This is a genomic window from Helicobacter sp. MIT 05-5293, assembly GCF_000765665.2.
GTDB lineage: Bacteria > Campylobacterota > Campylobacteria > Campylobacterales > Helicobacteraceae > Helicobacter_C.
In genome coordinates, this window is record NZ_JROZ02000003.1 from 90,463 (window position 1) to 114,674 (window position 24,212).

The window sequence follows — 24,212 nt, forward strand, 5'->3', positions numbered from 1 at the left end:
TTTATATTAAATGCAGCAAGTCAAGTATGAGAAAATTCTATAATGCTTCAGAGATAAGTGTCCCCATTGCTTGAGTGCCTACAAGTTTGCTGTGAGCGTCCATCATATCTCCTGTGCGATAGCCTGCATCAAGAATCTTTTCGACAGCCTTTTGTATTGCTTGACTTTCGGCTTTCATACCAAATGAATAATCCAGCATTAATGCAGCACTTAAAATCATACCAATCGGATTTGCCTTGTCTTGATTTGCAATATCAGGCGCACTACCATGAATAGGCTCATAAAGCCCCAAAGTCCCCTCTCCAAGAGATGAAGAAGGAATTGTGCCGATTGTGCCTGTAATCATACTCGCCTCATCACTTAAAATATCACCAAACATATTTTCAGTAAGAATCACATCAAATTGACTAGGGTCTTTGCAAATTTGCATTGCGGCATTATCCACATACATATGTGAAAGGCTGACATCGGGATATTGTGCGGCGACTTCTTCTACGACCTTGCGCCATAAACGACTAGAATCAAGCACATTTGCTTTATCGACAGAAATCACATTCTTGCGTCTTTTGCGAGCAATCTCAAAAGCGACTTTGGCGATACGATGAATTTGACTTTGTGTATAAGCCATTATATCTGTGGCGAGTAATTCACCATTTTGCTCCCTTGTGCGGTGTTCGCCAAAGTAAATGCCCCCGATAAGCTCACGCACTACAACAAAATCAATCCCTTTATCTAAAATGCTTGATTTTAGCGGGCTTGCATCTTTGAGTTGAGGTAAAAGCTGTGCTGGACGAATATTTGCAAATAATCCAAGCTCTTTGCGAATCTGTAAAAGAGCTGTCTCTGGGCGATTAGAGCTTGGCTGATTGTCCCATTTTGGACCACCTACCGCACCAAGCAAAACGCTATCGCTTTTTAGGCATATTTCAAGACTTTCTTTGGGCAGACAAGAGCCTGTCGCATCAATCGCACAGCCTCCTGCTAAAACCTGATGATAAATAAAGTTATGTTGAAATTTGTGAGCAATCTTATCAAGCACTTTGATGGCTTGTGCAGTGATTTCTGGTCCGATTCCATCACCACTGATAACTGCAATTTCTTTACGCATTGTTTTTCTCCTTGTTAATCCAATTAAGATAGCCATTTGCATTAATGATTTCTTGAATGAAAGGCGGGAAAGGCTGTGTTTTGTAGGTTTGATGTTGTGTGAGGTTATTGATTATGCCTTGTTGCAAATCAATCTCTATTTCATCATTTTCAGCGATAGATTGCGCAATCTCTTCAGATTCAATGATAGCAAGCCCAATGTTAATAGCATTACGATAGAAGATTCTCGCAAAGCTTTTGGCTATGACGCATGAAATCCCACTTGCTTTAATTGCGATAGGGGCATGTTCTCTGCTCGAACCACAGCCAAAATTCCAACCTCCAACGATAATGTCTCCACTTTTTACTTTATGAACAAAATTTTTGTCAATATCTTCCATACAATGAGATGCAAGCTCTTTGTGATCGTGTGTGTTTAAGTATCGTGCAGGGATAATCACATCAGTATCGACATTATCCCCATATTTGTGTGTGTTACCTTTGACTTTCATTAAATCTTCCTCCTATAATATCTCTTCTGGTGTGCTTAAGAATCCACTAACAGCACTTGCAGCTGCAACTTCAGGGGAAGCAAGATAAATCTCACTGCTGACATGCCCCATACGCCCTACAAAATTGCGGTTTGTTGTCGCTACGCATCGTTCTTTTTCGGCTAAGATGCCCATATGTCCTCCCAAGCAAGGACCGCAAGTAGAGGTAGAGACAACACACCCTGCTTGAATAAAAGTTTCTAAGTATCCTTTTGAAATACATTCAAGATAGATTTTTTGTGTTGCTGGAATGATGATACAACGCACATTTTGAGCGATTTTTTTACCTTTGAGAATCTCGGCTGCAACTGCCATATCGCTTAATCTTCCATTGGTGCAAGAGCCAATCACGACTTGATCAATCTTGATTTTCCCCCATTGCGAGGGAGTTTTAGCATTTTCTGGGAGATGGGGGAAAGCGACTGTGTGATCAATCTCGCTTAAATCAATATCGAAGTATTGCTCGTATGGCGCATCTTCATCGGCTTTAAAGATTTGAAATTCTCTTTGTGTTTTGTCTTTTGCGTATGCAATTGTTTGCTCATCAACTTCAAAGATGCCATTTTTTGCACCTGCTTCAATTGCCATATTTGCAATGCACAAACGATCGTCCATTGTGAGGTTTGCTAATCCTTCTCCACCAAATTCCATACTTTTATAAAGCGCGCCATCTACGCCGATTTTCCCAATAATATGCAAAATAACATCTTTACCACTTACATAAGGTTTGAGTTTCCCTTTGAGATTGAAACGAATAGCAGAAGGGACTTTAAACCACGCCTTACCCGTTGCCATACCTGCTGCCATATCGGTAGAGCCTACACCTGTGGAAAATGCTCCTAATGCCCCATAAGTGCATGTGTGAGAATCTGCTCCAATGACCAAATCCCCAATGGTTACAATGCCTTTTTCGGGTAAAAGCGCGTGTTCTACACCCATATTTCCTACATCGTAATAATGTAAAATATCGTGTTCTTGCGCGAAACATCGGCATTGTAAGCTTTGTGTCGCCGCTTTAATATCTTTGTTGGGTGTGAAATGATCCATTACAAGTGAAATCTTACTTTTGTCAAAAACTTTTTGAAAGTTTGCCTCTTTAAACGCACTAATGGCTACTGGTGTGGTAATATCATTACCCAAAACCATATCAAGCTGTGCCATGATGAGTTGCCCTGCTTCTACAGAATCTAATCCTGCATGTTTGGCAAGTATCTTTTGCGACATTGTCATACTCATATTATTTTCCTTCCTGTTTTAAAATGATATTAATTGCGCTCACAAGGGCTTGAATCGAAGCAGTGATAATATCAGTGTGCAATCCTACACCGAAATATTGTTCTTTAGCATAAGTGATATGTATGTATGCTACTGCTTGAGAAGAAGAACCCTCTTTGAGCGAATGTTCTCGATAATCAAGTATATCAAAATCTAGCTTTAAATGTTCTCTAAGTGCGTTTGCGACAGCATCTAAGCGACCATTTCCTCGTGCAGAAAGATCAGAAGTGCGCCCATTATTTTCGAGTGTGAGATGAACGACAAAAAGATCTTCTTTTGTCTCAAAATGAAATTTTGATATTGCAATAGGAGTATTGACATTGACAAAATCCTTATAAAAAATATCGCAAATATCTTGAGGTAAAAGCTCTTTTTGCATATTGTCAGAGATGTTTTTGACATAGTAAGAGAGGCTTTCACGAAATTTGGGAGGTAAATCAAAACCATAATGATGATGCAAAATATACGCAATACCGCCTTTGCCGCTTTGGGAATTAATCCTAATCACATCACTTTCGTAGATTCTGCCTACATCTTGCGGATCAATCGGCAAGTAAGGCACATTCCAATGAGAAAGATCATGTTCTTTACGATAAGTCATTCCTTTGGCAATCGCATCTTGATGACTTCCTGAAAATGCCGCAAAGACAAGTTTGCCCGCGTAGGGTTGTCTCTCATAAACGCGCATTTTAGTGATGCGCTCATAAATATCGCAAATATGTGGTAGATTGCTAAAATCAAGCCCAGAATCTACGCCGTGCAAACAAAGATTCAAAGCAAGCGTGATAATATCGACATTGCCTGTTCTTTCGCCATTGCCAAAAAGCGTGCCTTCAATCCTGTCTGCTCCAGCAAGAAGCCCTAATTCGGCATCTGCTACGCCACAACCTCTATCGTTATGCGGGTGCAAAGAGATAAGCACATTTTCGCGTTGATTCAAGTTTTTAGACATATATTCCACTTGAGAAGCATAAATATGAGGCAAACTCATCTCAACTGTTGCGGGGAGATTGATAATAACCTTTTGTTCTTTGGTAGGTGCAAAGACATCAATCACTGCATTACACACTTCTAAAGCATAATCTATTTCTGTGCCTGTAAAGCTTTCGGGCGAGTATTCAAAACGAAAATTACCCCTTGTTTGTTCTGCAAAGTCTTTTAAAAGTTTTGCTCCTTGAATGGCAATATTTTTGATTTCTTGCTTAGATTTGCCAAAAACTTGCTCTCTTTGCACTAAAGAGGTGGAGTTATAAACATGCACAATAGCATTTTTGCAACCTTCTAATGCCTCAAAAGTTTTTTTAATGATATGTTCTCTTGCTTGTGTGAGCACTTGCACACTGACATCATCGGGAATGAGATTCTCTTCTACTAAAGTGCGTAAAAATTGATATTCTGTTTGGCTTGCTGCAGGGAATCCAACCTCAATTTCTTTGAATCCGATTTGAACGAGTAGCTTAAAAAATTCAATCTTTTCTGCAAGGCTCATGGGTGTGATAAGGGCTTGATTACCATCGCGTAAATCCACACTGCACCATATAGGAGCTTTTTCAATGTATTCTTTTTCGCTCCACTCAAGGCTTTTGGTAGGAGGCACAAAATAGCCTCTTTTGTATTTATGATGTTTCATTTCTTCTCTTCCTAAAATTTAATGGATAAATTTTCTATTTTAGCGTAGTTTTATTTATAGTTTGGTAAATCATTCAAAAATATCCATATTGGCGGGAGGCTGGCATTCAAGAAATAATTCAGTCTCTGTTTGACTTAAGAGTCGCGCATTAATCTTTTTATCAAGATTAATCAATAGTTCATTTCTGGCGCGATCACGGATAAATTTTTTGCCTTGAATGATTTGGCAAGTCGCATCGGGGATATAATCGTTATAGTTTTGGACAATATAAATCTCTTGAGCTTTTTCATTTTTGTTTTCATCACGAGGCGGTATTTCTTGTTTGATGAGAGAAAATCGCTGAAGGGCAATTTGATTATAAAGATTTGACCCTTTTGTGCCTGAATAATAGAAAACCATTTGTTGGTCTTGATTCTGAAATTGTGTCGTGCTATTTTGGGAGCGGAGAGAACGCACCTTGAGGTCAGAATCTTGATTGCTAAGGAATTGTTTGAGTTTTTTAGATTTAGGATAGAGGGCATATTCTTCATTATACATTTTAAACTCTGCATCGTTTTTATTGAGCTTGAAAATGACTCCTTCATAGACTAAAACCTCTTCTGAAATAGCTTTAGAATGCTCTAAGTCTGCCCAAAGTGTGTTAAAACTTGCCCATAATAAAATAAAAAGAAAAACAATTTGTTTCATTTTTATGCTCCTTTATGAATCCAAAATCCAACTTTAGCTAACATATCGTTAGAAAAACCTTTATTTTAAGTGAATCAATAATGAAAACAATCGCAATTTTAGGCAAACCCAATGTCGGCAAAAGCTCTTTATTTAATCGTCTAGTGAAGCAACATATCGCCATTACTTCAAATGTAAGCGGCACAACGCGTGATGTCAAAAAATCAGTCTTTGACATTAGTGGCGTGAGTGTAATGCTGCTAGATACCGGTGGAATCGAAAAAGCACAAGGTTTGTATGCCAAAGTCTCTGCACATTCGATGCAAGCAGGATTTGATGCAGATATGGTGTTGTATGTCGTTGATGGTTTAAGCATACCGCAAGATGATGATATAGCGACTTTTCGGGCATTGCAAAAAACGCATAAGCCTTTAGTGCTTGTCATCAACAAAGTAGATAATGACAAAATCAAGCAACAAGCGTGGGATTTTAACGCCTTTGGTGCGCAAACAATGTGTTTTGTGTCTGTGCATCACAATCGAGGACTAAGTATTCTTATGGAAAATATTTTCACAATGCTTGAGCTTGGTAAAGAGCAGTCATTAGAAAGCGTTGATAAAATACAACAAGAGATAGAATCTGATGATGAGAGCTTGGAAGAGTTTTTGGAGAATCTGGATTCTCCAAAAATACAAACTCTTGAAAATTGCATTAGTGTCGGTATTATCGGTCGTGTGAATGTCGGTAAAAGCTCGATTCTGAATGCTTTATTGGGTATCGAACGCAGCATAGTGAGTGAAGTAGCAGGAACGACTATTGATCCTGTCGATGAAGAAATAGAGATTCAAGGACAGAGGGTGCGCTTTGTCGATACTGCAGGGATTCGAAGGGCAAGTAAGATTGAGGGTATTGAAAAATTTGCACTTGATCGCACAAATAAAGCATTGCAAAAAAGTGATATTGCACTTTTAGTGCTTGATGCTTCTATGCCTTTTGTAGAACTTGATGAAAAAATAGGCTCATTGATACCTAAGCACGCTTTGGGCGTGATTATCGTATTAAATAAATGGGATATTGCTCATGAGGGATACAAGACGATGATAAAAGAGTTAAGGCATCGATTCAGATTTTTAGAGTTTGCCCCTGTGATTACAATAAGCGCAACTTCTGGTCGGAATATTCATAAGCTTAAAGCCGAGATATTGGAAGTGTATAAAAGGCTTAATTATAGAATCTCAACAAGCACGCTTAATGAAACAATACAAGAGGCGATAGCAAGACATCATATTCCTAGTGATCATGGCAAAATTGTTAAAATTTACTATGCGACCCAATATGATGTAAATCCACCACAGATTGCAGTGATTGCAAATCGTCCAAAGTCTTTGCATTTTAGTTATAAGCGTTATCTTATCAATGCCTTAAGAGAGCGGTTTGACTTTGAGGGTGTGCCGATAATACTTAGCGTCAAAGGCAAAAACGAGGCTTCTTCAGAAGTGGCGGAAAAATAAAGGATTTAAGAATCTGCATACTTTTTAAACCCTAAGGCTTTTTTGATATGTGTTCTTATTTTTCTTTCCATAGGTTTAAGCCATGTTTGGTTGATAAATGCCAATTCACTTAAGCGGCTATTTCCGATATAAGATTTGTAATTGAGCAAAAAAGCTCGTTTGTCTTGATAAATCAGCGGCTTAAATCCTAATTTCAAAGCATCTCTTAGCATATTTCTTTTTATTTGAAAATTTTGAGGGATACGATGCAAGGCGACATTTTCTTCTGTGCCGTATGTGTCTGCTAGTAAAGAACTCCATAGAGTTTTTTGTCCTAAAGGGTGAGGCGGCACGAAAGTTTTGATACCTTTTCTTTGTAGCGTTAATGAAAATGCGACATCTTCTCCCGCGATCTTATAATCTTGCAAAGCTTGAGTGTCGATAAATAAATCATCAAGCCATTCTTTTTTAAAAAACCAAGCATGCCCGACATAATCAACTTGTATGGTGTGTTCGTTAGGTCTGTAATGACCGACATTGAAACTACTTCCATTTATTGGAAAATGTTTGGGATAAGTGAGAATAACACCATTGCCACCATAAAGCCCCTCTTGTTTTTGCATTTCTGCAAAACAATTTGCTAAAAAATCAACACCCGGAATCGTATCATCATCAAACACACAGACTAAGTCAGATTGCGCACTTCTTCTTGCAAAATCAAATCTTGCCCATACGCCTTGATTCATTTCTGAAATCTCTATTTTGTCAAATGAATCTTTGATTTCGCTAGGTATGTCAATCCCTTCAAAAACACCATCTTGATAGAGCAATATCTCTTTGGGCTGCAAACTCTGTGCTTGAATAGCCTGAAGCTGTTGTTTAAGAGCGTATGGACGCTTGTAAAGGTTGAGAATGATGCTAATGTCTGATTTTACAGATTCACTGCTATTTTTATTTTTCATTGATTACTCCTAAAGAAATTTTTGATATGTTGATAGATTCTTTGGCTTGCTAAGCCATCACCATAGGGATTTTGGGATTCTAAAATATAGGGGTGATTGAGAAAGTAATGCCCTCTTTGGACAATGTGTTTTTTATCGTTTCCTACTAGCTCGCTAAATCCTAACGCAAGCCCAGCTGTGCGCTCCGTGAAGTTTCTTAAAACCAAAACTTTTACTTTGAAACTCGGGGCTTCTTCTTGTATGCCTCCACTATCAGTCAAAACTAAATGACTTGCTTTTAGGACATTAATGAGGTCAATATAATTCAAAGATTCTGTAAGGATAATATTTGATAATGGTTTTAGGGTATTTTGGAGGACGCCTCTGATATTGGGATTGGGGTGTAGAGGGAGTATGAAAAATGTGTGTGGATTGCGACTAGCCAACTCTTTTATGGCAGCAGATAGTTCGTGAATCTTCTCGTGATTTTCCCTGCGGTGCAAGGTTACCAAACAAAATTTGTTGCTCCCCCCCCCCAGCAAGATTCACGCCCATTTTTTTGAGACGAAGCATTGATTTTGCTAATTCTTTTGAATCTAAATAAGAAAAAGCGTCAATGACTGTGTTTTGTGTTACGAAGACTTTTGAATGATCAATATGCTCTGCAAATAAATTTTGTGCATCTTGTTGTGTGGGACAAAAATGCACAGAGGCAATTTTACTAATCATTAGTCGCATCGCCTCTTCAGGAAAAGGTTCATAGATATTACCCGACCTCAAGCCTGCCTCAATATGAAAAATAGGAATCTTTTTATAAAATGCACTCAAAGCTCCACAATAAGCACTCATTGTGTCTCCTTGAACGATTACTGCGTCAATTTTGATTTTTTCTAAAAGATTATCTAGTTTGGTGAGTAATCTTGCATTAAGGCTTGGCAAACTTTGATTTTCTCTCATAATATTGAGAGAAAAATCCGCTTTAATATCAAAAAATTGGAGTGTTTGACGACTTAAATGTTTTTGTTGTTCGGTATTGCATAAATACACTACAAAATCTTTTTGAGATTTGAAATACAAAAACAAAGGAGCAAGTTTAATTACTTCGGGTCTTGTGCCTAAAACAAAAAGAATTTTCTTCATTTTGATTTGTCAAATAGTCCTTTCGTTCAGATTATTCGCGAAACTATACCATAAATTATAAATAATTTTTCAGCAATATTGAGCTTGATTGCAGTTAGCAGTTAATGATTAATAAAAATTCTAATACAAGCAAAATTATCCATTTTTTGGCTCTTAATTGTGGCAATTCTTTACATTTAATATTAAAATTAGTGAATATTAAAAAAATTACTATTTTATTATTGTCTTTAAGATTACTTAAGTTAAAATCTTTGAGAATCTAAGAATATTAAGGAGTCAGTTTCAATGAATCCCGATGAAAAACAAGTGAAAGGTTTTCTGGTCTCTAAAACTAATCCTCAAGGTAAAATCACTTATTGTAATGAGGCTTTTATCGATATTTCAGGTTTCAGAGAAAGTGAGCTTTTAGGAAAGCCTCATTCTATCGTGCGCCATACTGATATGCCACGAACAATTTTTAAGTTTTTATGGAGTGAAATTACTCAAAAGAGAGAAGTTAATGCCTATGTTAAGAATCTCTCCAAAGACGGCAAGTATTATTGGGTATTTGCTAATATTACGCCTTCTTTGGATATTAAAAGTAACATTATTGGGTATTACTCTGTGCGTAGAGCTCCTAATCCAAAGGCAATACCCATCTTAGAAGATTTGTATGCCAAGCTTCGTGAGGTTGAAAAGTCTGGGCTTGATTCAGGGTTAGAATATTTTAAAAAATTTTTTGCTACGAAAGATTACAATAGTTTTGTTTTGGATTTGCAAGTAAGGAGTTAGTTTTGATGTTAATTTTTATCATTTTAGGTATTGTGTGCGTGTGTTTGCTTGCTTTGCTTATTGTAACGCGTGTTAAGGCAAATAAAGAGGCAGAGCTTAGACAAAAGATCATTCATCTTTTAAATGAGGTTTCTGAAGGGAATTTTGAGCTTCGAATCACTCATCTTAAAAATAGTGATTTGGATAAAATTGCACGAGGAATCAATGAGCTTCTTAATCAGCTAGAGACATTTATCCGTGAGAGTGAAACGGTGATTTCGTATTCTAATCAGGATAAAGTGGGCTTATATCGTCCTTTCTTGACGGAAGGTTTGTTGGCTAATCTTGCTGTTGTGGGAAAACGTGTGGGTGAAAGTATGGAAGCAATTTGCCAATCAATGGCGCTTAATAAAGCCAAAGAGCTGACATTAAGATTAAGCGAGATTAATGGCAATCTTTCACAACAAAAATTTATGCAAAATGTTTTTCACATAAATATCAAAAGACTTTCGGATATTTCTACCGAGTTACAGAAAGCAGCTGTCAGCTCTGTGCAAAATTATCAAAAAGCCAATGGGGCAATGGAGCAAATTGAGCAAATTTCCGAGCTTGTCCATTCTAATAATACCGCTACCGAGAATCTAAGCAAACAAGGAGAAGAAGTGCGCTCGATTGTCAGCGTGATTGATGATATTGCAGACCAGACAAATCTTCTCGCGCTTAATGCTGCGATTGAGGCAGCAAGAGCTGGAGAGCATGGTAGGGGATTTGCAGTCGTTGCTGATGAGGTGCGGAAACTTGCTGAAAAAACACAACAAGCCACTAAAGAGATTCAGACACAAATCAATGTTTTTCAACAAAGTGCGACAGAAATTTTTGATAATTCTTCACATATTTCTCAACAAATCAATGATTTTAATGAAGTAGTAAGAGATTTTTCAAGAATGTTTGAAGATCTCCAGCATTCGTCTAATGCTATCAGCACAAATGTCAAGATTATCGGTTCGTCTTTAAATGGCAATTCTCTGATGATTGACCATATTGCTTTCAAAAGTGATGCTTATGAGGCTATTTCAAAAGATACGATTGATGAGAATATTGCACAAATGACAGAAACGATGTTTAATGAATGGCTAGAGCATCGAGGAAGACCTAACTATGATGGAATGCCTATTTTAGATGAAATTATCAAGGCTCATCATGATATTTTAACTTTCGGTAAGGAAGGTATTAGGGAAGCACATGAACAAAAAGAAAGCAGTGTCGTTGTCGATAAATTCAGATCTATGGAGCAGGCAAGTAATGTATTCTTTGAAAAAGTAGATGCGCTTGCTAGGATTTGGGAAGATCAAAATAGTTGCGATATATCAAAAAAGGCTAAGTAATGCCAAATCAAGAAAACAATCAATCACGCAAAGTGAGCAGGAATTCAAATTCTAGCAAGGAAGAAACAAGAGCAAAAAAGGCTTCTGCCCCTAGAGTAAATTTGCGAGATTCTCAAAAACCTCGAGAATCTCAATCAGAGATTGGTGAATCTAAAAAAGCAAAGCCAAAGATGCAGATTTCTCAAAAAAAGCATCAAATTATTCAAGATTCTTTACCAAATTTTCAAGAATCTAAAAAGGTTAAAAAACATCAAAAAAATACGCAAAATATCCCAAAAGATTCTGTTTCTAAGCTACAAAATGGCATCAGTAAAGAAACTAAAGATTCACAAAAAGCTCCATTAATTCAAAAAAATATTAAAAAACTAAAGTCTCCAAAGAAAGAGCAGAAAAATAATGCCCAAAGTCTTGTCAAACTTGATTTAGAGCATATATGGCATCCTTGCACACAGATGAAAGAGCATGAAAAAATCCCACTTGTCCCGATTAAAAAAGCCAAGGGAGTATATTTGTATGATTTTAATGGTAAATCTTATATAGATTGCATTAGCTCATGGTGGGTGAATCTCTTTGGACATTGTAACCCCTATATCGCAAAGGCAATAAAAAAGCAACTTGATTCTTTAGAACATACTTTACTCGCAGGTTTTTCTCACAAGCCGATTATTTCGTATTCTGCACGACTTTGTGCGCTTTTACCTAAAAAACTCACTAAATGTTTTTATGCTGATAATGGTTCAAGCGCGGTAGAAGTGGCACTTAAGATGAGCTTTGCTTATCATCAGCTTTTGGGTGAAAAAAGACCTTATTTCCTTTCTTTGAGTAATTCCTATCATGGAGAGACTTTGGGTGCTTTGAGTGTAGGTGATGTAGAGCTTTACAAGAAAGAGTATAAAGACATATTGATTCAATCTCTCACTACGCCTGTGCCAAAAGATTCTGATTTTTCTAAAGAATTAGCTTCTTTGAAGTCTCTTTTGGAAAAAAAGGGTAAAAATATTTGCGCGTTTATTCTTGAGCCTTTAGTGCAGTGTGCTGGAAATATGCACATATATAGTAAAGATTTTATCAAGGCAGCTTGTGAGCTATGCAGACAATTTGGTATTCATATTATCTTTGATGAAATTGCGGTAGGTTTCGGACGTAGCGGCAGTATGTTTGCACTTGAACAATGTGAAGTTGTGCCGGATTTTTTATGCCTCTCTAAGGGTATTACCGGAGGATTCTTACCGCTTTCTGTTGTGGTTACTCATAATGACATTTATAAGGCTTTTTATGCACCTTATGAATCTCACAAAGCCTTTTTACATTCGCACAGCTATACTGGTAATGCTTTGGCTTTGGCTGCAGCAAACGCAGTTTTGGATATTTTTGAAAAAGAAGATATTATCAAGAAAAATAAGAGCAAATCAGAGAAGATTTTTGCTTTATGGCAGAATCTGGAGAAAAATAAAAAGTTAGGGAATTTTCGACATCAAGGTATGATTTTTGCCTTTGATATTGTGCAAAGCAAACACAAGCGTGCTGGAATGTTTGTCTATCAAGAGGCATTACAAAAAGGTTTATTATTAAGACCGCTGGGTAATACAATCTATTTAATGCCTCCCTATATTATCAAGGAAAAACAAGTCGCTTATATTGTGCAGACTCTTGAAGAAATCTGCCAAAGGCTTTGATTATAGAATCTTTATGTTTCGCTTACTTTAAAAGTGCTGATTTTTTCTCTTAGTTTTGTAAGATAAGACTCATCAACTCTTTCCCCTCGTGCTTTTTGTATGCTTAGTGCGAGATTCTCTAGTAGCATCACTTTTTATTGTTTGGAGGGCTATTATAACATACTATAAGATTTATCAAAGGATATTATTTCAAAATCGTTTTTTTTTTTTTTTTGATACAATGCGGAACAAACAACGCTTGAAGAGGCAGATTCGTAAGCATGGATTTGAGAATCTAGCAAGGCAAAGCAATAAATAAAAATTTTTGAAAGAAGAAAATGCGTAATTCTTTATTTTTAGGACACTTATTAGCCCTTTTTTCAGTGTTAGTATGGGGTAGCACTTTTAGCGCGACAAAGGTATTGTTAGAAGATTTTGATGCAATTGAGATTCTATTTATTCGTTTTTTTATCGCGTATTGGTTCTTATTTGCTTTGCATTTTAGAGGTATAAAATGGGGAGGTTGGGGGCTGGAGATGTTATTTGCAGGAGCAGGGTTAAGCGGGGCTTGTTTGTATTTTTTGCTTGAAAATATCGCGCTCAATTACACAAGCGCATCAAACGCTTCTTTGCTCGTAGCAATCAGCCCTTTATTCACAGCTCTTTTGAGTGCATTTTTTTTGAAAAAGAAAATCGGCAAGTATTTTTTTATTGGTGCGATTTTGGCATTTGTGGGGGTGGGGTTTGTTGTATTTCGTGGTGAATTCTCATTTCATCTCAATGCCTTTGGCGATATGCTGTGCATCTGTGCAGGACTTGTCTGGTCGGTCTATACGATTCTGATGGGCAAGATTTTTATCGCTTGTGAATCTCAAAACGCACTAAGTATTACGCGTAAAGTTTTCTTCTATGGATTGACTTTTACTTTGCCTCTTTTGTTGTTGCATTTTTATATGGGAGATGGTGATTTGAGTAGGGTCTGGGGAGGGTTACAGAATCCTAACAATCTTCTTATGTTTGCATTCTTGGGGTTTTTGGCATCAGCACTTTGCTATGTCTCATGGAATGGAGCTTTGAAATATTTAGGTTTAATCAAGGCAAGTGCGTATATTTACTCTGTGCCTGTAATTGGCGTGATTGTGGCAGTTTTGAGCTTGGGTGAATCGCTTAATATTTTTATTGTGATTGGAGGTTTTTTGGTGATGAAAGGTTTGTTTCTAAGCCAAAAATAGTAAAACCCATAGGACTAAAGGTTAGATTTAGGATTTATAGAATCTGTTGTATGCCTATACAGGGCAATTTTATAAACTAATAGGCACAATATTTTTGAATGAAAATACAGAGAAATGAAGCTGGAGCGTGGTTTATCTAAAGATTCCTAAAAGTAACACTTTTGATAATCCGCTATTGCTAGGATTTTGCTTCCTACTACAATGACAAAATAATCAAAAAGTATCAATGTTTAAAAGGTATAAAAATATTTAATCTTTTGATTTGTTTTTTTCCTTATATAATAAAAATGTGTGTTAAAGAATAAAGATTCTGAAAGCCATACTAAAAGACAAAACGAAGGAGAAAAGATGAGCATTCAAAGTGCCGGTAAAAAGTTTAGGGAAGCACTAAAAAGTAGCACTCCTTTGCAAATTATAGGTGTGATCAACGCTTATAGTGCAATCCAAGCTCAAAAAAGTGGAGCGAAAGCTCTCTATCTTAGTGGTGGTGCACTTGCAGCGATGAGTATAGGTGTGCCGGATTTGGGCATTACTTCGCTTGAAGATGTTTGTATCGATGTGAGAAGAATCACAGCAGCAAGTGATTTGCCTCTTTTGGTCGATGCAGATACGGGTTGGGGAGGAGCGTTTAATATTGCTAGAACAATCAAGGATTTGACGCGTTCTGGTGCGGCAGGTTGTCATATTGAAGATCAAGTCGCTCAAAAACGTTGCGGACATCGTCCTAATAAAGAGCTTGTAAGCAAAGAAGAAATGTGTGATCGTATCAAGGCAGCAGTTGATGCCAAAATAGATAGTGAATTTGTCGTAATGGCACGCACTGATGCTCATGCGAGTGAAGGGCAACAAGCTGCGATTGATCGAGCGTTGAGTTATGTAGAAGTAGGCGCAGATATGATTTTTGCAGAGGCTATTCATACGCTTGAGGAGTATAAGCAATTCACCGATGTGATCAAAGTGCCGGTATTGGCAAATATCACAGAATTTGGGAAAACACCTTATTTTACTACTTCAGAGTTAAAAGAAGTTGGTATTTCAATGGTGCTTTATCCTCTTTCTGCTGCCCGAGCGATGAATAAAGCGGCTTTAGAGGTGTTTGAAGACATTATCCAAAATGGCTCACAGAAAAATAGCATTGACAAAATGCAGACACGAGCAGAACTCTATGAGATGCTTAATTATCATGCTTTTGAACAAAAGCTTGATGAGTTATTTAAAAAATAAATTCACATTTTAAGGAGATGAATTATGGGTGAAGCAGCGAAAAATAAAGTAGGTGGTTTGGCAGGAGTGATTGCTGGAAAATCAGGAATCTGCACCGTTGGCACAGGACATGGGTTAAACTATCGAGGGTATGATATTTATGATCTCGCAAGAGAATGTGAGTTTGAGGAAGTAGCGTATCTTCTTTTAAAAGGAGAGTTGCCAAAAAAACAAGAACTTGAAAGTTTTAAACAAGAGTTGATTAAGGCAAGATCTTTGCCTAAGGACCTTAAAGAAGCTCTCAAACTTTTACCTAAAGATGCGCACCCTATGGATATTATGCGCACAGGTTGTTCGGTTTTAGGGTGTTTGGAGCAAGAGAGAATCGATGCACTTAAGGGTGAATTTCCCGATCAACATCGCATCGGTGTGCGATTATTAGGCATTTTTCCTTCTATCTTACTATTTTGGCATCATTGGCATCAAAGCAAAACAGAAATGGATACCAATAGCAAACAAGACACAATCGCAGGGTATTTTTTAGAAAAATTGCACAACAAAGAGCCTAAAAAATTATGGATTGATGCGATGCATGTGAGTTTGATTTTGTATGCTGAACATGAATTTAATGCTTCAACTTTCACTTCGCGCGTGATTACAGCGACAATGTCAGATGTGTATTCAGCTATCACAGGAGCAATTGGCGCATTGCGCGGACCATTGCATGGCGGTGCAAATGAAGCAGCAATGGACCTTTTGAGCGAATTTAAGAATCCTGCAGAAGCTTTAGAAGGCATCAAACAAAAATTGGCTAGTAAAACAAAAATTATGGGCTTTGGACATCGTGTGTATGTCAAAGCTGACCCTCGTAATGTCGTGATTAAAGAATGGAGTAAAAAACTCTCCGAAGATGTAGGGGATTCTAAAGGATTGTATCCTATCAGTGAGGTTATCGAAGAAGTAATGTGGAATGAGAAAAAACTTTTCCCAAATCTTGATTTTTATAGTGCTTCAGCTTACCATTTTATGGGGATTCCTACTTCATATTTCACACCTATTTTCATCATGAGCAGGACAAGCGGTTGGCTTGCGCATATTTTTGAACAACGAGCAGATAATAAGCTTATCCGCCCAAGTTCGGAATATACTGGACCAGATAATCGTGCGTTTGTGCCAATGAATGAACGCTAATTTTTTAAAGAAATAAAGGCAGAGATTCTCTATGATTTTTGAGAATCTCCATTGATTAAAGAATTGACTAAAAGGAGTTTTTATGAGTGCTGATATGGGTATTTTAGATACAAAGAGACCGGATTTTGATGATATTTTGACAAAAATTGCTGATTATGCGGTGAATTTTAAAATTGATTCTAGCCTTGCTTACGAAACTGCAAGATATTGTTTAATGGATACAATCGGTTGTGGATTGCTCGCTTTAGAGTTTCCTGCTTGCACCAAATTATTGGGACCTGTTGTTGAGGGTGCAGAATTTCGCCCGCTTGGCGCAAAAATCCCCGGAACAAGCTATCAGCTCGAACCCGAACGCGCAGCGTTTAATGTCGGCGCAATGGTAAGATGGCTTGATTTTAATGACACATGGCTTGCTGCTGAATGGGGACACCCAAGTGATAATCTTGGTGCGATTTGGGCAGTAGCGGATTATTTAAGTCGTAAAAATATTGCTTCAGGTAAAGCACCCTTGAGTGTTAAAGATGTGCTTACTGCAATGATTAAGGCGCATGAGATTCAAGGAATCTTGGCATTAGAAAATAGTTTTAATAAGGTTGGATTGGATCATGTCTTACTTGTGAGAATCGCTTCAACTGCTGTTGCGTGTGCAATGCTTGGCGGGACTTTTGAAGAAGTGCGCAATGCTGTAAGCCACGCGTTTGTCGATGGTGGTGCATTGCGTTGTTATCGTCATGCACCAAATACAGGTTCTCGTAAAAGCTGGGCAGCAGGTGATGCAAGCTCCCGTGGTGTGAATCTTGCGCTTAAAGCTTTGAGTGGTGAGATGGGCTATCCAAGCGCATTGAGTGCGAAGTTTTGGGGCTTTGAAGATGTAAAAATGAAAGGGCAAAAGCTTACTTTACCTCAAGCATTAGGCAGTTATGTGATGGAAAATGTGCTTTTTAAAATCAGCTTCCCTGCAGAATTCCACGCACAAACAGCTGTAGAATGTGCGCTTAAACTTCATAATGAAGTCAAAGACAGACTAGATTCTGTTGAAAAAATCGTGATTACCACACAAGAATCAGGACACCGCATCATTAATAAAGTCGGACCGCTTGCGAATCCAGCTGATAGAGATCATTGTATCCAATATATGGTTGCTGTTCCACTCGTCTTTGGGCGGCTCACCGCTGATGATTATGAAGATAGTATAGCTAATGATCCACGCATTGACGCGCTACGTGATAAAATGGTCGTAGAAACAGATGATCGTTACACAAGAGAATATCTCGAAGCAGATAAACGCTCTATTGCTAATGCAGTGCAGATTTTTTACAAAGATGGCAGTAAGAGCGAAAAGGTAGAGATTGACTATCCTATCGGACATAAACGCCGAAGAGGTGAGGGAATCCCTGTGCTTGTGGCAAAATTTGAGCGCAATATTGCTCGCAAACTTAGCCCCAAAAAATGTGCAGCGATTAAGGAGCTTTGTAACGATCAAAAGCGACTTGAAGCTACACCTTTCAATCTTTTTAGCGATTTGTTTGCACTTTAAAAATCACATAATGTTAGCTATCGATATAAAGTCGATAGCTACATCATCAAATCAAAAAGGAGCAAAATGAAAAATATTACTTTAAGGATTGCGCTTGACAATCAATCTATTTTTAAGGAATATCAGTGGTTTTGGATTCGCAGTGTAAGGGATTTTGATGATACCAAACATTGCCAAGCAAGTTTAAAGACACATAAAAATATTTTTTCTACCCCCCCCCCGTCTCAAGGTATTACTACTAACACAGACATACCCATTACGCTAGATTCTGAAATTTCTTCTAGTAATCCTCCTAAAGTGCTTTTGGGCAATAATAGAGATGAGATACCACATTATTTATGTTTGGATTTTCTAAAGCCTTTTTATAATCAAGAAGACAAAAACTATATCCACTTTGGCTTTATCTATGAAGAAGGTAGCCATATCATCAAGACACGCAAAGACACTGAATTTAACATTAATTTTACTCTTCAACTTTCAAATGCAAGGGAGCTTTATTTTGATGATTCTATCGTGCGAGAAAAATACGCCCATTTAGATGAAAGCTACACAACTTGCAGAAACTTTTGGTTTGGGGCATATTATTTCGCTAAAGATAAAGCGTAAAAGCTCTAAAATTATAAACCAAGATTATAGATTCCCAATCAGAATCTATAATCTTAAGATTCTAAAATTTTTGACATTTTTTGAATAAAAATTTGATCGTCTCGTATTTTTTGTGCGTCATAAAAATCAAGATTCAAAGGCATAATCCCTGTATAATCGCAAATAAAATCATTAAAATCTCTCTCTTCTTTGCCCATACACACTAATGTCAATAATGGAATCTCGCATGATTGCAGGGCTTGAATGCTTAAAAGTGTGTGATTGATAGCCCCTAAGTAATTTTTCGCTACAAGGATTGCAGGTTTTTTCCAATGTGTCATAAAATCTATCATTGTGTATTGTTCATCAAGGGGCGTGAATAATCCCCCTGCGAGTTCTATGATAAGATTTGTCGTTTGAGGGATTGCTAAATCAAATGCCCGATAAGATGCGTTTTCAAGTCGTTTGCCGATATGAGGAGAAGCAGGCGTTTGGAGTAAGAATCCCTCACCCAAAATGCGCTCTTTAGGGATAAGCTTTTCTGCGAAGTCGCTATCTTTGGGAGTCCCAGCTTGTATGAGTTTGAAATAATGATACCCAAATAAATGGCAAAATAATGCGCTAAAATGCGTTTTTCCTACATCTGTGCCGATACCGCAAGTGTATATTTGCATTTTTTCTCCTTTGTAAGATTCTAAATTTTGCCCTGCTGATGTTAATCTTTATGTTTATTTTATCAAACTTTTGGAGATTCTATCAATTTATAGAATCTGACATTTATAAGGGTGATTGGTCGTATTCCCATTCCACATCACCAAGTGCGAAATTGATAAAAGTCGTTGCTATCCATTGAATTTGTCGGTTATTATGCTTCGCAATGCCATGTGATTCAAAGCTAAGAGTGATGATAAAAATACGCTCATAGGGCATTTTTAAAAGTTTTTGCGTGATGATTTCTTTATCGGCAAAAGGGATAAAGATAAACACACCCAAAGGCGTGATGAATTCATTGTAATCACCATAAAAGATTTGTGAATCTATCAATACGCGAGATTCTAAAGAATCTAAAGGGGCTTGTAAAGATATTTTATGCGTGAAATATGGTGCTAGAGAATCAGTGATTCTGTAAGTCTGCTCGGTTTGTTTTTGTAGCTCTAAAAATAGCATATTTTCAAGGATTGCATTAAAATTCTTCTCTTCACTCACGCACAGGGGCAAGGTAAAATCATAAAAATACAGCTTTTTTGCTTGATGTTGCAAATGAGGCACAAAGAAAATGATTTGTGTTTTTTGCAGTTTTTCTAAAAGTGGATAAAGGCGGTCTTTTGAGATTTTGTGTGATTTTTTGAGCAAAGCATAGATATGATGAGGCGTGAGTTTTTGTGCTTGCATAGGTAAAAGAGAGCAAAAAATTTCATAATCATTCTCTAGTGCAAGTTTCAGAATCTCGTGTTTGCGAGGGATTTTATAGCTTGGCTCAAGATGATAGATTTCGGGTAGATTCCCTTCTTTTAAGAAAAGATTAAAAAGCGTGTTGATAGCGATATTTTTGTGATCAAAACTTACATATTCTTCAAAACTTAAGGCTTGAATGGCTTTGGGTTGAAAGTCTGGCGGTATATCTTTAGCATTTGGAGCAATCAAGATAATATGCTGGAGATTGGGCAAACTGATTGAAGGTGTGTAATGATCAATGATAAGCATCTCGAGGTTTTTTTCGAGATAGTTTTTGAGTAAAAACGCATTGATTATATCGATTTTCATGCGTTTGTCCGCGCAATCAATATAAAAACTTTTCTTGAATTGCGCACCATAGAGGAGTGCGAGAGAGGTTTTGCCTGTTTTTGGCGCACCATAGAGGAAGACTTTGCCTGCGTTGATGCCATAACGGCGAGGCATAATACTTGCCACGCGTTCAAAATAACTCTTACTGATTTCTTGCATATTGTCCTGTTTTGTTAAAATAAGGAAATTAAAGAATCTTACTCAAACCTTGCTTAGAAAATGCAATGATTTTTATTGTGAATTTAAGGCTATTTTTGGGCGACTTAAGCAAAATAAATCGTTTAAAATGCGTTATAATGCGCAGATTAGAATTATTTAAAATGAGTTTGATTAGGTAAAAAGTGAGGAGAAATGGTAAAAAATATTTTAGATTCTTTAAAAAATGAGCATAATTTGCGCACATTGACACCGCTTAAACATCAAGATATTTTTGTATTTAAAAATGATAAAAAACTCATCAATCTCGCAGGGAATGATTATTTGGCTTTGGCAATGGATAGAGATTTTACACATTCTTTTTTGTCCAATCTCTCGCAAGAATTTTGCTATCTTTCAAGCTCAAGCTCAAGAAGTTTGAGTGGAAATTTTGATATTTATGAGAATCTTGAATTATTTTTACATCATCATTTATCATCTAAAAGTGCGCTGATTTTTAATAGTGGTTATCATCTGAATACCGCCTGCATCGCAAGCTTAAAGAATCTTGGCAATGTATTTTTTATCGCTGATAAACAGATTCATGCGAGTATGGTTGATGGATTGCGATTAAGCGGTGCAAAATTTGCACGTTTTGCTCATAATGATAGGGACGATTTAGAATCCTTATTGCAAAAATATCATACAAAATACGATGCGATAATTATTTTAAGTGAAGCACTTTTCAGTATGGATGGGGATTTTGCACCTTTAGAGAATCTCGTCTCACTCAAGAAAAAATACTCTAATGTTTTGCTCTATCTTGATGAAGCTCATAGTGTAGGGAGCATTGGTCAAGAGGGGCTAGGGCTTGCAAGGGAATTAGGGCTTGAAAAAGAGATTGATTTTCTAGTCTTTACTTTTGGTAAGGCAATGGCTTCTGTGGGAGCTTGTATGCTTTGCAATGAGGATTTTAAACAATTTTTTGTCAATAAAGCGCGCTCGTTGATTTATTCAACCGCTCTCCCACCGCTTAATATCGCCTTTAGCCTTTTTGTATTTGAACATTTAGAATCTTTTGCTTACAGGCGGCAAAGGCTTAGGGAGTTAAGCGCATTCCTTAAAGAGAAACTCCTCAAAAAAGGGCTTAAGGTTTTGGGCGAAGCTTATATCATCTCTGTGATTTATGGGGAAAATGAAAGGGCAATCAATCAAGCGCATTTACTTGAAGATGAGGGATTTTTTTGCCCCGCTATCAAAGCCCCCACGGTATCTAAAAATACTGCAAGACTTCGTTTATCGCTTAATGCAAATCTGAATGAAGAGATCTTAGAAAGGTTGATTGAAATTTTATGAAAATATCGTTTTTGCATCAGGCTGGTAATGACACTTTGGTATTGTTTTTTTCTGGTTTTGGCTCGCACCCTACGCATTTTCAACATTTAAAGGCTACTTGCGTTGATGTGGCTTTGGTGTATGATTATCGGATTTTTGAGCCAAATATTATTTTGGATTTGGATACACAATCTTACTCACGCATTATTCTTGTGGGCTTTTCAATGGGCGTTTTTGTAGCTTCTGTGTGTAAAGATTTAGAATCTTTGGATTCTAAAATCGTGCAAAAAATAGCTATTAATGGCACTGATCTCCCAATTCACAAGGAGTTTGGCATCAATCCAAGCCTTTTCAAACGCACGATAAAAAAAATCAACCTGCAAGATTTTAAGCAACAACTTTTTGCACAATATCTTCCTTTGGCAAAGGATTTTGTTTTTTTGCGTGAAGAAGAGCTGAAAGAGGAGCTAGAAAATCTTTTTGCACAGAATCTACTCATACAAAATGAGCATTTTATATGGCATAAGGTATTGCTTTCAACGCATGATTTGATATTTCCTTGTGTGTCTTGCGAATCGTTTTTTAAGGGTAAAAGCGAGATAGTTTATCGGGATTTGCCTCATTTTATGTTTTTTGATTTTGCAAATTGGGAAAGTTTATGCGCAATGTAGCAGACGCATTTTTAAGAGCGCAATCAAGCTACGAAAAGCACTCTAATGTGCAAAAACAAATGGCTTGTAGGCTTGTTGAGATTCTTTTGTCGCAGCCTCGAAGAGAGTATCAAAGGATTTTTGAATTTGGCGGAGGGCTTGGAGCATATACAAAAATGCTTACGCAATCTTTGCATTTTGAAAGCTATATTTATAATGATATTAATGATTATGGATTGTGTCTTGAAGATGCGCGTATAGGATACAGAATCTTTGATATGTGTGAATTTGATAAGCAGGATTTGGGGCGATTTTCTTTAATCACTTCAAATGCGTGTATCCAATGGCTTGATTTTGCAAAATGTGTTTGTGATTGTGCGCAGGCTTTAGAGAGTGGGGGGATTTTGCTTATCTCAACTTTTGGAGAAAAGAATCTCTATGAAGTAAAAGTAACAACAGGAGTAGGGCTAACCTATCTGAATCTAGAGGACATTGACATTATATTGCAGCAATATTTTGAGGTGATTTATTTGGACGAAGAGAATATTAAATTATCCTTTGATAGCGCATTAGAAGCATTTAGGCATTTAAAATATAGTGGGGTAAATGCGCTTGGTGATGTGTATCTTTCAAAGGCAATGTTAAAAAAGATAGAAATGCAATTTTCTAATACACTCACTTATCACCCAATTTATGCTTTGTGCCGTAAAAAATAAATTAATATTATTTATAAATAAATTTTATTAAATAATAATTATATTATTTTAATATTCCTAATGCTAGAATTATTGGTGCTCAAATAAACATTTAAGGAGGAAATGATGAAACGATTTGCACTATTTTCATCAATTGTGTTTGCATCGGCATTATCTTTAAATGCCGCTGATTTACTAACAGAAGCGAAACAGGCAGGATTACAGCCATTACCTAAAGATCAAAATGGTGTGGAAGTAATCTTAAAGAAAAATGGCATTGCATTCAGCAAATTTAGTAAAGAAAAAGCAGAGCTTGGTAAAAAGCTTTATTTCGAACCGCGTCTTTCAAAAAGCGGATTGATTTCGTGTAATACTTGTCATAATTTAGGAATGGGTGGAGCAGATGGAATCGCCGCTGCAGTAGGACATCGCTGGAAAGCCAATCCTCATCATCTTAATTCACCCACAGTGTATAATTCAGTCTTGAACTCGACACAATTTTGGGACGGACGTGCTCAAACACTTGCTGATCAAGCTAAAGGACCTATTGAAGCAAAACCTGAAATGGCAACTCCCGCAAAATTAGCAGTTGAAAAAATCAGCTCTTTGCCCGAATATCAAGCGGCATTTACGAAAATTTATGGTAAAAGTGGCGTAACATTTGACAATATTGCTGATGCAATTGCGACTTTTGAACGCACACTTCTTACGCCTTCGCGTTTTGATAAATTCCTTGCAGGGGATTCAAAAGCATTGAGTAAAAATGAACAAGCGGGATTAAAGATGTTTATTGATAAAGGCTGTGCTGCTTGTCATAATGGTGTGAATCTAGGCGGTTCTATGCAGGCTTTTGAAGTGGCAGGTAAATATAAATTTGCAAAACTTGGAAATTTTAAAGGCGATTCTAATGGTATGGTTAAAACACCTACTTTACGCAATATCGCCGAAACTGCCCCTTATTTTCACAATGGAGGGATTTGGTCATTGACTGATGCGATTAAAGAAATGGGAAGCACCCAATTAGGAATTAGTATTAATGATGAAGAGGCAAAGAGTATAGAAACTTTCCTTAAGGCACTTACAGGGGATAAACCTACAATCACCTATCCACAACTTCCAATTGCGACAGAAAAAACGCCCAAACCAGAACTTTGATTCTAGGCGCACTTTTTGTGCGCCTCCTTAACACTAATACCAAATTAAAACAAAAAATACTCATAATAATTAGTAAGAATCCTAATCGAATCTGATAATTGCGCTTTGAATTGCTTTTGTAGATGATTAAAGTATAGAAT

General features: G+C 37.0%; 23 protein-coding genes. 13 read left to right on the forward strand and 10 right to left on the reverse strand.

Going from position 1 to position 24,212, the window contains the following annotated elements; all coding sequences use genetic code 11:
• Positions 1-37 precede the first annotated feature (37 nt).
• The 5 genes from leuB to LS68_RS06800 form a co-directional block, all read right to left on the reverse strand.
• Positions 38-1,108 carry a 3-isopropylmalate dehydrogenase gene (leuB, locus tag LS68_RS06780; RefSeq protein WP_034369152.1) on the reverse strand — a complete coding sequence of 357 codons (1,071 nt, stop codon included), beginning with the start codon at positions 1,106-1,108 and terminating at the stop codon, positions 38-40.
• Positions 1,101-1,598 (reverse strand): 3-isopropylmalate dehydratase small subunit, encoded by a 498-nt coding sequence (gene leuD / locus LS68_RS06785; RefSeq protein ID WP_034369150.1) that lies wholly within the window; start codon positions 1,596-1,598, stop codon positions 1,101-1,103. Before leuD ends, leuB begins: the two co-directional genes overlap by 8 nt.
• Before the next feature lie 12 nt (positions 1,599-1,610).
• Positions 1,611-2,873, reverse strand: coding sequence for a 3-isopropylmalate dehydratase large subunit (gene leuC / locus LS68_RS06790; RefSeq protein ID WP_081950865.1), 1,263 nt, complete (start codon positions 2,871-2,873; stop codon positions 1,611-1,613).
• A gap of 1 nt (position 2,874) precedes the next feature.
• A complete protein-coding gene (locus LS68_RS06795; protein WP_034369147.1) occupies positions 2,875-4,542 on the reverse strand; it encodes a 2-isopropylmalate synthase in 1,668 nt (555 codons plus the stop codon).
• A gap of 69 nt (positions 4,543-4,611) precedes the next feature.
• Positions 4,612-5,229 (reverse strand): hypothetical protein, encoded by a 618-nt coding sequence (locus tag LS68_RS06800; protein WP_138091257.1) that lies wholly within the window; start codon positions 5,227-5,229, stop codon positions 4,612-4,614.
• An 80-nt stretch (positions 5,230-5,309) separates the two neighbouring features.
• On the opposite strand from LS68_RS06800, the gene der reads away from it, so the two are divergent.
• Entirely contained in the window at positions 5,310-6,719 is a 1,410-nt protein-coding gene (gene der, locus LS68_RS06805; RefSeq protein ID WP_034369145.1) for a ribosome biogenesis GTPase Der, read from the forward strand.
• A gap of 5 nt (positions 6,720-6,724) precedes the next feature.
• Here der and LS68_RS06810 read toward each other — a convergent pair whose 3' ends face one another.
• From LS68_RS06810 to LS68_RS09940, 3 genes are read right to left on the reverse strand one after another with little or no spacing between them, the layout of a single operon-like run.
• On the reverse strand, positions 6,725-7,660 hold the full coding sequence (locus LS68_RS06810) for a glycosyltransferase family 2 protein (RefSeq protein ID WP_034369143.1): 936 nt from the start codon (positions 7,658-7,660) through the stop codon (positions 6,725-6,727).
• Positions 7,657-8,181: a UDP-N-acetylglucosamine 2-epimerase gene (locus LS68_RS09935; RefSeq protein WP_347232424.1), complete on the reverse strand. Its 525-nt coding sequence runs from the start codon at positions 8,179-8,181 to the stop codon at positions 7,657-7,659. The genes LS68_RS06810 and LS68_RS09935 overlap by 4 nt, the downstream gene beginning before the upstream one ends.
• On the reverse strand, positions 8,078-8,779 hold the full coding sequence (locus LS68_RS09940) for a UDP-N-acetylglucosamine 2-epimerase (RefSeq protein WP_052100091.1): 702 nt from the start codon (positions 8,777-8,779) through the stop codon (positions 8,078-8,080). Before LS68_RS09940 ends, LS68_RS09935 begins: the two co-directional genes overlap by 104 nt.
• Positions 8,780-9,064: 285 nt before the next feature.
• Here LS68_RS09940 and LS68_RS06825 point away from each other — a divergent pair, with 285 nt between their 5' ends.
• From LS68_RS06825 to LS68_RS06860, 8 genes are all read left to right on the forward strand, one after another.
• Positions 9,065-9,550, forward strand: a complete 486-nt coding sequence (locus LS68_RS06825; protein WP_034369140.1) for a PAS domain-containing protein — start codon at positions 9,065-9,067, stop codon at positions 9,548-9,550.
• Between the two features lie 5 nt (positions 9,551-9,555).
• Complete coding sequence (locus tag LS68_RS09685) at positions 9,556-10,914, forward strand: methyl-accepting chemotaxis protein (RefSeq protein WP_241993712.1); 1,359 nt, start codon at positions 9,556-9,558, stop codon at positions 10,912-10,914.
• 356 nt (positions 10,915-11,270) lie between these two features.
• Entirely contained in the window at positions 11,271-12,590 is a 1,320-nt protein-coding gene (locus LS68_RS06835) for an adenosylmethionine--8-amino-7-oxononanoate transaminase (protein WP_277872315.1), read from the forward strand.
• 317 nt (positions 12,591-12,907) lie between these two features.
• The gene (locus LS68_RS06840) at positions 12,908-13,801 is read left to right on the forward strand and encodes a DMT family transporter (protein ID WP_034370614.1); all 894 of its coding nucleotides are present in this window, start codon (positions 12,908-12,910) and stop codon (positions 13,799-13,801) included.
• A gap of 348 nt (positions 13,802-14,149) precedes the next feature.
• The gene (gene prpB / locus LS68_RS06845; protein ID WP_034370612.1) at positions 14,150-15,025 is read left to right on the forward strand and encodes a methylisocitrate lyase; all 876 of its coding nucleotides are present in this window, start codon (positions 14,150-14,152) and stop codon (positions 15,023-15,025) included.
• A 24-nt stretch (positions 15,026-15,049) separates the two neighbouring features.
• The gene (gene prpC / locus LS68_RS06850; protein WP_034370610.1) at positions 15,050-16,195 is read left to right on the forward strand and encodes a 2-methylcitrate synthase; all 1,146 of its coding nucleotides are present in this window, start codon (positions 15,050-15,052) and stop codon (positions 16,193-16,195) included.
• A gap of 82 nt (positions 16,196-16,277) precedes the next feature.
• Positions 16,278-17,732 carry a 2-methylcitrate dehydratase gene (gene prpD, locus LS68_RS06855; RefSeq protein WP_138091261.1) on the forward strand — a complete coding sequence of 485 codons (1,455 nt, stop codon included), beginning with the start codon at positions 16,278-16,280 and terminating at the stop codon, positions 17,730-17,732.
• A 66-nt stretch (positions 17,733-17,798) separates the two neighbouring features.
• On the forward strand, positions 17,799-18,338 hold the full coding sequence (locus LS68_RS06860) for a hypothetical protein (protein WP_034370634.1): 540 nt from the start codon (positions 17,799-17,801) through the stop codon (positions 18,336-18,338).
• A 53-nt stretch (positions 18,339-18,391) separates the two neighbouring features.
• Here LS68_RS06860 and bioD read toward each other — a convergent pair whose 3' ends face one another.
• Positions 18,392-18,991, reverse strand: a complete 600-nt coding sequence (gene bioD / locus LS68_RS06865; RefSeq protein ID WP_034370631.1) for an ATP-dependent dethiobiotin synthetase BioD — start codon at positions 18,989-18,991, stop codon at positions 18,392-18,394.
• Between the two features lie 103 nt (positions 18,992-19,094).
• Complete coding sequence (locus tag LS68_RS06870) at positions 19,095-20,261, reverse strand: ATP-binding protein (RefSeq protein WP_034370628.1); 1,167 nt, start codon at positions 20,259-20,261, stop codon at positions 19,095-19,097.
• A gap of 192 nt (positions 20,262-20,453) precedes the next feature.
• Here LS68_RS06870 and LS68_RS06875 point away from each other — a divergent pair, with 192 nt between their 5' ends.
• From LS68_RS06875 to LS68_RS06890, 4 genes are all read left to right on the forward strand, one after another.
• On the forward strand, positions 20,454-21,593 hold the full coding sequence (locus LS68_RS06875) for an aminotransferase class I/II-fold pyridoxal phosphate-dependent enzyme (protein WP_034370625.1): 1,140 nt from the start codon (positions 20,454-20,456) through the stop codon (positions 21,591-21,593).
• The gene (locus LS68_RS06880) at positions 21,590-22,243 is read left to right on the forward strand and encodes a pimeloyl-ACP methyl esterase BioG family protein (RefSeq protein ID WP_034370622.1); all 654 of its coding nucleotides are present in this window, start codon (positions 21,590-21,592) and stop codon (positions 22,241-22,243) included. The genes LS68_RS06875 and LS68_RS06880 overlap by 4 nt, the downstream gene beginning before the upstream one ends.
• Positions 22,231-22,938, forward strand: coding sequence for a methyltransferase domain-containing protein (locus LS68_RS06885; RefSeq protein WP_034370619.1), 708 nt, complete (start codon positions 22,231-22,233; stop codon positions 22,936-22,938). The genes LS68_RS06880 and LS68_RS06885 overlap by 13 nt, the downstream gene beginning before the upstream one ends.
• 102 nt (positions 22,939-23,040) lie before the next feature.
• Positions 23,041-24,072, forward strand: coding sequence for a cytochrome-c peroxidase (locus LS68_RS06890; protein ID WP_138091263.1), 1,032 nt, complete (start codon positions 23,041-23,043; stop codon positions 24,070-24,072).
• The last annotated feature ends 140 nt before the right edge of the window (positions 24,073-24,212 follow it).